The organism is Syntrophomonas sp. UBA5494, from assembly GCF_002426325.1.
Map to the genome: position 1 here is coordinate 2,096 of NZ_DIPG01000027.1, position 8,020 is coordinate 10,115.

At 48.2% G+C, this 8,020-nt stretch carries 8 protein-coding genes; 2 read left to right on the forward strand and 6 right to left on the reverse strand.

Annotated features, from left to right (window positions below):
• Nucleotides 1-875 (reverse strand): PAS domain-containing protein (locus tag B3W37_RS02760; protein ID WP_483174719.1); only part of this gene is annotated, 875 nt, incomplete at its 3' end.
• Nucleotides 876-1,103: 228 nt separating this feature from the next.
• Between B3W37_RS02760 and B3W37_RS02765 the strand changes: the two genes are divergently transcribed.
• Nucleotides 1,104-1,367, forward strand: a complete 264-nt coding sequence (locus tag B3W37_RS02765; RefSeq protein WP_483170068.1) for a hypothetical protein — start codon at nt 1,104-1,106, stop codon at nt 1,365-1,367.
• Nucleotides 1,368-1,488: 121 nt separating this feature from the next.
• Nucleotides 1,489-2,604 (forward strand): mechanosensitive ion channel family protein, encoded by a 1,116-nt coding sequence (locus tag B3W37_RS02770; protein ID WP_483174720.1) that lies wholly within the window; start codon nt 1,489-1,491, stop codon nt 2,602-2,604.
• A gap of 66 nt (nt 2,605-2,670) precedes the next feature.
• Here the strand turns inward: B3W37_RS02770 and B3W37_RS02775 are convergent, their stop codons facing one another.
• The 5 genes from B3W37_RS02775 to B3W37_RS02795 form a co-directional block, all read right to left on the reverse strand.
• On the reverse strand, nt 2,671-2,958 hold the full coding sequence (locus B3W37_RS02775; protein WP_483170071.1) for a hypothetical protein: 288 nt from the start codon (nt 2,956-2,958) through the stop codon (nt 2,671-2,673).
• Nucleotides 2,959-3,179: 221 nt separating this feature from the next.
• Nucleotides 3,180-3,779 carry a CBO0543 family protein gene (locus B3W37_RS02780; protein WP_483174721.1) on the reverse strand — a complete coding sequence of 200 codons (600 nt, stop codon included), beginning with the start codon at nt 3,777-3,779 and terminating at the stop codon, nt 3,180-3,182.
• Nucleotides 3,780-3,905: 126 nt separating this feature from the next.
• Nucleotides 3,906-5,159, reverse strand: a complete 1,254-nt coding sequence (locus B3W37_RS02785) for a stalk domain-containing protein (protein ID WP_483174722.1) — start codon at nt 5,157-5,159, stop codon at nt 3,906-3,908.
• 98 nt (nt 5,160-5,257) lie between these two features.
• Entirely contained in the window at nt 5,258-5,899 is a 642-nt protein-coding gene (locus B3W37_RS02790) for a SanA/YdcF family protein (protein ID WP_483170096.1), read from the reverse strand.
• 68 nt (nt 5,900-5,967) lie between these two features.
• The gene (locus tag B3W37_RS02795) at nt 5,968-7,791 is read right to left on the reverse strand and encodes a stalk domain-containing protein (protein ID WP_483174723.1); all 1,824 of its coding nucleotides are present in this window, start codon (nt 7,789-7,791) and stop codon (nt 5,968-5,970) included.
• Nucleotides 7,792-8,020: the final 229 nt, after the last annotated feature.

Below are 8,020 nucleotides of genomic sequence, written 5' to 3' on the forward strand. Positions count from 1 at the left end.
TCTAAAACGTTGTCACTTACAGTAACGATATCATCGAACTGAAAACTAGCCCGGTTTCCGGTGAAGCGATGCACCAGGTTATGGATGTTCTCGATAGGACGCATGAAAAGTATGCCGCCGCTGAGGCGGTCCTCTTCATCTCTTACCGGGTTTCCGGTCAGGGTCAGTTGAATATTTTTCCCGCCGCTCTCAACAAATATCTCGATATCACTGTACGGTTTTCCCCGCCGCAGGAGTTCATTGGTATAAGGGGTTTTAATGCCCAATATCCGCCCAATGGGCTGCCCTTTCATCTGGGCCGCTTTTTTATTGAGGATTCTCTCCGCAGCCAGATTGACTTCATTAATGTGGCCCTCAGTATCGAGGATCATAACCCCATCGGTGATATGCATGAAAATGTTGGTAAACATGCGGGTCAGCCAGCTCAAATGATCCTTTTTTGATAAGATCTCCAGCAGATGGGTGATATCTCGAATAGAGCACAGAAAGTATAACTGGTCCTGATAGCGCACCGGCTGCAGATTCATTTCTACCGGGATATCCTGGCCTTCGCGGTCGTGCTGCAGCATCTCGACCAGCGCCCCGCCTCTTTTGGCTTTCTTGAATTGTTCCAAGAGAAGTCCATGCAGATATGCGGGGGTAAGCTTAAAGATATCCAATTCCAAAAGCTCTTCCCGGTCGTAACCGTAAGCGGTACAAGCAGCCGGATTGGCTTCGACTATCTGACCGTCCGGCTTTACTATTAATGCGATGTCAGGAATGTACTCGAAAAAAAACTTACCTGGTAAAAGCGAGCTGTTTTCGCTCACCAGACTCACCCCTTCTTCAGCTTCTCTGTCTACTTTTATTCTATAACTTGAGTCGTTTTTGTTCAAAGCAGAAATTGGCTTATTGCCATTAAAGGCGTTGATGGCGCAAATGTTTTTACTATTTCTGCGTTGAAGTGAATCAAGTCAATGATCCGGGTCGTGACACTGGCAATGCAAAGATTTTGGCACATTGCCGCCCGCGGATGCAAACCACAGGCTTGTCATTGTAAAAGGTATAAAGGGCTGCGATATAGTGGAAACTCAGTAATGAAATGAGTTCAGGAGGATGCTGATTTGTCAAAACAGAGCCGACATTGCGGCTTGGTGGTTTTTAGCCTGTTGCTATGTCAATTTGCTGCATATGGATTGATGCTGACGGGCTGGTGGCCCTATCTTCTGGCCCTGCTATTTGCCGGATTAGCCTTAACCGGAAGCCTCAAACTATGTTTGGAGCATAAAACCCCGGAAATCCGGGTGGAGAATCACTATCATCTTTATTATGATGAGAGTTCCCCGCGCAGCCGTTTTCCCAATAACCTCCCCCCTTCCCGCTGGTAAGCTCTTTCTTCTTATGCCTGCTTTCCTTTTCTTTATATGTGCAAACTGGCTTCGAACTGTGCTAATATAATTGCCATAGATCAGAAAGGAATAAATATGCGGGTAACCGCCAATAGAAGCTATGAATGAAATTTTTGATCAACTCGGTCTGACCTGGCTCAATACCATCTGGACTTACCAAATAGTACAATCGGCTGTCATCGCTTTACTGATACTCCTGGGGTTTTATATCCTTGGCAAAATAGTAAAGAAACGTGTTTTCCCCTGGCTGGAGGGAATAGCCCAAAAAAGCGGCAATGATTATGATGACAAATTACTGGCCGCTTTCTACAGGCCGGCAGAATGGCTTATTCTGCTAACCGGGATTTACTGTGCACTCCGTTATCTGCCTTTAAGTGCTGCCGCGGATACACTGATATTAAATCTGTTTCGCTCTCTGATCATTATTCTGATCGCCTGGGGATTGTATGCGCTGGCTGAAACCGATTCGCCGTTGTCACAGGAGCTGCAGCGCAAATTTAATCTGGACGGCATCATCATTTCCTTTTTCTCTAAAATAGCCCGGTTTGTGCTTTTATCTCTGGTAATAGTAGTAATAGCCCAGGAGTGGGGATATGATGTGAACGGCTTTATCGCTGGTCTGGGCTTGGGCGGGCTGGCTTTCGCTTTGGCAGCCAAAGACGTTCTGGCCAATGTCTTTGGCGGAATTGTTATTATCCTGGAAAAACCTTTTGTTTCGGGAGACTGGATTACCACCAGCACGACTGATGGCATAGTGGAAACTATAACTTTCCGAACTACCCGGATAAGGGCTTTTGATGAATCCTTAATACTGGTTCCCAATGCTACGCTTGCCAATGAGGCTATCACCAATAATTCGCGCCGAGGCAAAAGGCGGGTCTCTTTTTACCTGCAAATTACGTATGATGCCACCCGCTGGCAAGTGCAGCAATGTGTAAGCAGAATCAAAACCTTGCTGGAAAACCATCCCGAGGTTCATCCCGAAACTATAATGGTTTTTTTAGAAAACTTTAATGATAGTAGTCTGGATATCAAGGTTTACTTTTTTACTGTCACTACGGTGTGGGCAGAACACCTGGCAGTACGCGAAGATATAAATTTAAGAATCATGGAGATCCTTGAGGACTTGGGAGTGAGTTTCGCATTTCCGAGCCAGAGCATATATATTGAAAACACGCCTCCGGCAAAAAATGGCGGCTCCGCCGACCAGCCTTAACTTTTGCTCCCAAAAAATTTGTAACAACTCGACACCCTGTCGCAATTTAAGTGATATGGCAAGATGCTATAAGCTGCTATAATTCCGGGGATGGTGTTTCCTGAGATACTCTTCGAGGACCTGTAAATTCTTAATATCATTTTTTAATACTATTAAATTTGGATTCCATTTACCATGAAGGTTACCTCCAGGCAACGAGTAAGTAACATTTCTCATATCGGCAGACATTTCTTTCCGATAGAATTCGATTTTCTCTTCGATCTGCCGTATAACCTCAAGCCAGGTTTCAGCTTCAAACTTTAAGCCTCTAATCACTACAACTATTTTTCCATGGTTCATTGTTTTTACTGGCATCAGATAAGATAATAAATATCTACACACTTAAATGCCCCCATTCCCACCTCAGACACAGATCAAGAATCTTTCTTGATTAATCCGAATAAACGAAGCAGAGATCGCTGACTTTTTCATCTTTACCCGTCCTTTCAGCTGGTTCGATGAGTATTGCAGCGGGACGGGCGAAGTGTTCCAGGCTCTTGATGACCGGAGCTGATACAAGGCATAGCGTTGCTGATTCAGTTAAAACGGTGGTGCGCCTTCATAATCATTTGCATTACCGCTTTCAAGAATATCGCAATCATTATGTATATCGGAAACGAATACCAGTACTTCCACAATAGCATCACGTAGATATCGATTGATATGAGCAGCGGTTCTCCGACAAAGGCAAACAGCGCCGCTGCCAGGGTATTCATTAAGATAAACCTTTTCCATTGCGGATAATATTGATAAATCAACATGTAAGCTATGGGTAGTACGGTAAAGTTCATAGGGATCAATCTGGGAAAAAGAGGCTCGATATCATAACGATATTCCCACCAGTTGAGCTGGCAGCCGATTTCATCCAGTGAGGTGGCAATAGTCTGTATCATCAAACCATAAATGATGATTTCCAGCAGCCTTTTCTTATCCACCAACCGCCACCAAACCAACCAGGGCAAAACCAGCATGGCTGCCAGCAACCAGAATTGAGGCGTAAACAACTCATAGCGAAGCCAATGCTGAACTTGATAGTCGGTACAGAGATTTTGAGCGTCCAGAACCTGCTCAAACGACGGGAATTCAGCCATGTAACTATCCTTTCGAAAATGCCAAATAATATGTAGTTTGGCCATTTCTAATCAGAATTAAAACCCGGCGTTGAGATGGGTATAACCTCACTACCCTGAAAGGCCTGACATAGAGTATAAGCCAGCTATGCCAAATAAAATGTACTCATAAACTCCGTCCCCGCGGTACAATTATTTGGTGAGGCTGCTTCTCAAGGTCTGCCACATCCCGTCATCAATCAAGCCCAGGCGCCATAAGGCAATACCGTTCAGATTATAACGCTTGGCGATGCCCACCTTGGCGTTGATGCTGGCAGCCGTTTCGCTGGGGGCGGAAATGCCCAGGATCAGCTTATCGGCGGGAACCGCAGCGATGGCTGTTTCCACAGCCTGAGTCACCTGGACGATCGGCTCCGGCTTGGGGCCGTAATCGTAGGCCATGATAATGATCCGGTCAGCGCTCCGGCCCAGGGCCTGGTAGTCGTAACCGGGGTAAGCGCTGTTGGGGGCATGCAGGGTGAGGGTCAGCCTGCTGCCGTTGGCGTGCAGTTCCCGGACCAGCATGTCGACGAAGCTGGTAAAGCTCCGCTGCACCTTTCTCAGTTGTTCTCCGCTATCATTATAGCCCAGACCTTCGAAGTCCAGGTTGACCCCGCTGTATTGCCCGGCTTCGGCTGCAATGGCTTTTACCGCCCGATCCATGGCAAGCGGGTCGTTTAACAGCGCGGAGATGGCGCCATCGCTATCGGTCACATGGATTACCATCTCGCTCGATAAATGGTGTTTTTCAGCACCATCCAATACCTGTTCCCAACCCTCGGGGCGCTGCCATCCGGTGCGGCTTTTATCCAGCAGGCTGCCCTGACTGTCAATACTGTACCAGCCCAGAGCCAATTCGGATACCACGTCGGTGTTGCCTTCAGCGGCATTGGGATAGCTCTGGCCAAACAGGTCGGTCCAACTGCTGGTTCGGCTGTCACCCAGGGCATAGAAGCCTATGACGGTCATGGCTTTGGGGGGAGTGGCGACGCTAACCCGGTATGTTTCGCTGTTCCATTCCACCCGGCAATCGAAGGCCTCGCTGAAAAAGCGCAGCGGTATCAGGGTGCGCCCGCTAGATATCCGCGGCGCCGCCTCTAATGTCAGAGGGTTGTTATTGCGGTAAGCAGTACGGTTATCGATTTGCAGACGGACCGTCGTGACCCCATCAGTTGCGTTTACTGTACGCGATTGATCGTCCCAGCTGACAACTATGTTCATGGCCTCCGCTATAGCCCGGAAGGGCACCAGAGTACGGCCGTTTTCGATTACCGGCGAAACATCGAGCTCTAAGGGCAGGTCGTCTACAAAGACTGAGACTCTCTCTTGCCCCTGGGCCGGGGTTATAAAAGACGGGCCGGCAATAAAGAATAAGGCCAGCAGCAGAACCGACAGGATTTGTTTCATTATGTATCAACCTCCTAATATTACTCGCTAATAAAGCTTGTGTTTCGCCTGGTGTTGGTTGCTTTTAACAAGTATTGCATCCCAACAAAGACATCGGTTTATTTGTCGTCCGTGGCCCCGCCATCACCGAACACCGGGATAACTTCACCCAAAAAAGTAGGCTGGGGCTTGATTACCTTGGCCAGCCAGAAATCTTTGTTCCGGGCCGCCATCTCCCTCACTTCGTAAGCAGCCATGACCTGCCCGTAATCATGCTTGTCAGAAGCCACCCCATAGGCTTCCAGACCCAGTTCCCTGGCTATGAAAACCGCCCGCAGCAGATGATACTCCTGGGTTATGATGATAACCTTCTTTACCTGAAAAATATCCCTGGCCCGGTACAGGCTTTCATAGGTGCTGAAACCGGCATGATCCATAAATATATCCTGACCGGGCATACCTTTGCTCTTAAGAAATTCTTTCATGGTGTTTACTTCATCATAATCCGTGCGTCCATGGTCGCCGCTCACGATGATTTTGGGGGCTTTGCCTTGTTGGTATAGCTCGTGCCCTACGGTTACACGATCCTTGAGCATGGCCGACAATGTTCCGTCGGGATATACATAGGCCCCTAGAATAAGGACCGTATCAGCTTCCGGCACCTCCTGCGCCGAATAAATATACTTAGCCCCGACCCGCTCCACATAACAGTCAACCGTCAAAAAAACGGTGCCGCAAACCAGCAGCAGAACGATCCCCAAGCTTAAGGCTTGCTTACCATGTTTTCGTAAAAATGAATTCAATGTTCGTTCTCCATCCCCAGGTTTGATTAAATATGCTGAGACGGTTGATCCGAAAAGTCGGTTTGTTCTATTTCCCAGGCTCCATTAACATATTTATAAGTGGTATGCAGATAAGTCAAGTGATGGGGCAGGGTCGCGGCAATGACCTCGGTAGTGACGATCTCTGGCAAGGCCTCTCCGTCTACGCTTTGCAAGTCCATGCTGATAAAGAAATTCTGGCAAAACTCATTTCCGTATTGCTGGTAACCGTGCATATCCCAGTCTGACAGCGGCACCGCTGCAACAGCTCCATTGCTTTCGATCTCCGCCGAGCGGCGGACTTCATCCACATGAATGGAGAACGGCGTGCCATGGGTTATGGTGGAGAGATCAATCTGGGCTAGGGCTGCGTCTTTCAAACTGTATAACTCATAGCCACATCCTCCAAAGGGCATGCTCCGGTAATCGGTTACAAGTAGAAAATCTACCGTATCCGGGCTGATGATATGAGCAGCGGCAATGGTTGATACGTCAAAACCCTTGTTATCACCCTTAAATATTTCGACAGCGGCCTCAGAATCATCCTTGGTTACGGTCAATTCCCACTGGTTATTGAGGTGATTGACCATTATTTGTGCGGTTACATACTTACCGCCTCCGTCTACATCATGCCTTATATAATGCTTAGGGCCGTCAATAATTCCATAGTCGCTGGACTGCAATACCCGGGTGATAAACCATCCTCCCCCGCCATCGTCGATAAGCTTCTCCACCATCAGCTTTTCTGTTGCGGTGGTATGGGGAGGGCTTGAGGTCATTTCAGGGAAAGAGAGGGTGTACTCTATCTCGGTATCACTGAGTTGCTCCTGGGACACTATGGTGATCGGCCCCACCCAGGGGCTGGACATGCCCGTAACCCAGTAGCTTTGCCGGACATAGTCACTGGCGTCTGCTTCCTGGCGCAATTGCGGGGATAAGGCCAAATACTGCAAGGCCCCGTTGCGGGTCTGTTCGCCCCGGCCCCATAGTTTGACGGCTTCGTCAGGGCTGGAGGGAATAAGAGCGTTTTCTAACCGGGCAATTTCGGATTTGATTAAATCCACATCAGGAGTTTGAATAGATAGCAGATTAGCGGCCTGGTCATAATGAACCCTGGCCTTAAACAGATACTCCAGCCAGTCCATGGGCAGATAATAATGTCCCTGGCGATTGTCAATGCTGTATATCAGCGAACTGTGTTCATAGCGGCCATCGTCGCTGGCAATACATATGTTGACCGGATCCGGGGCCAAGGCTGGGTCCATCAGTCTGGCCTTATATTCTTTCAGCTCCAGAATCCATTTGCGGTCAGACACCAGATCGGCTATCTGCAGGTTTTCAACCTTTTCCGGAAGCGGCCAGATCCGGCTTTCCAGTTCCTCAGTGCTGATTTTCAGCCCTCTGCTATATGACGCCAGTTTCTCCATACTATAGAAATCCTGACCGGTCTCAATGGCTATGGTTCGGGTCGCAGCATCCCACTCCACAGCACTGGCCCCCAATTGTTCAGCCGCCCAGCGAATAGGAACCATAACCTGTCCTTCAACTACATCCATATCCGCCGGAGCATTCACCAACGAGCCGTTTATTTGTACGCTTACCGAAAGAGCAGGCATACTCTCCAGCATATCGGCTGCATTGTCTAAGGAATCCAACAGGCTATCCAATTCAGCTTTCTGTTGCGCACTTTCTTCTGGAGTCAACCAGACCCCTTCATTTCTTAATTTTTCACGAACATCATCATCGCCTTGGGCCGCGATGGCTAAACCGCTTGTTCCTACAGCAAAAAGCATCAAGGGCACAACCAGCCCAGATATAAAGACTCTTTTCATTTTATTGATCATCCTTTTTCCAGGTTTCAGTCACCACTAAAATGGTTATGCAAAAACAAACTGATATCTTGCACTTTCAATACCATAAGATTGTATTTGTTTTCCCAGTGGTCCCGTGTTGCCCAGCTCCGAGAAAACCTCTACTTGAAAATGCGCTCCAATTCAACGTTCAGTCCCGGGAAGATAAACGACTGGGCCAAATCAGACCCTTTGAAGGTGATGTGCCGGT

What these genes read in the sequence shown, in the direction of transcription:
- B3W37_RS02770 (WP_483174720.1), top strand. Translation starts at nt 1,489, where the DNA reads ATGAATGAAATTTTTGATCAACTCGGTCTGACCTGGCTCAATACCATC.
- B3W37_RS02775 (WP_483170071.1), bottom strand. Translation starts at nt 2,958, where the DNA reads ATGCCAGTAAAAACAATGAACCATGGAAAAATAGTTGTAGTGATTAGA.
- B3W37_RS02780 (WP_483174721.1), bottom strand. Translation starts at nt 3,779, where the DNA reads ATGGCCAAACTACATATTATTTGGCATTTTCGAAAGGATAGTTACATG.
- B3W37_RS02785 (WP_483174722.1), bottom strand. Translation starts at nt 5,159, where the DNA reads ATGAAACAAATCCTGTCGGTTCTGCTGCTGGCCTTATTCTTTATTGCC.
- B3W37_RS02795 (WP_483174723.1), bottom strand. Translation starts at nt 7,791, where the DNA reads ATGAAAAGAGTCTTTATATCTGGGCTGGTTGTGCCCTTGATGCTTTTT.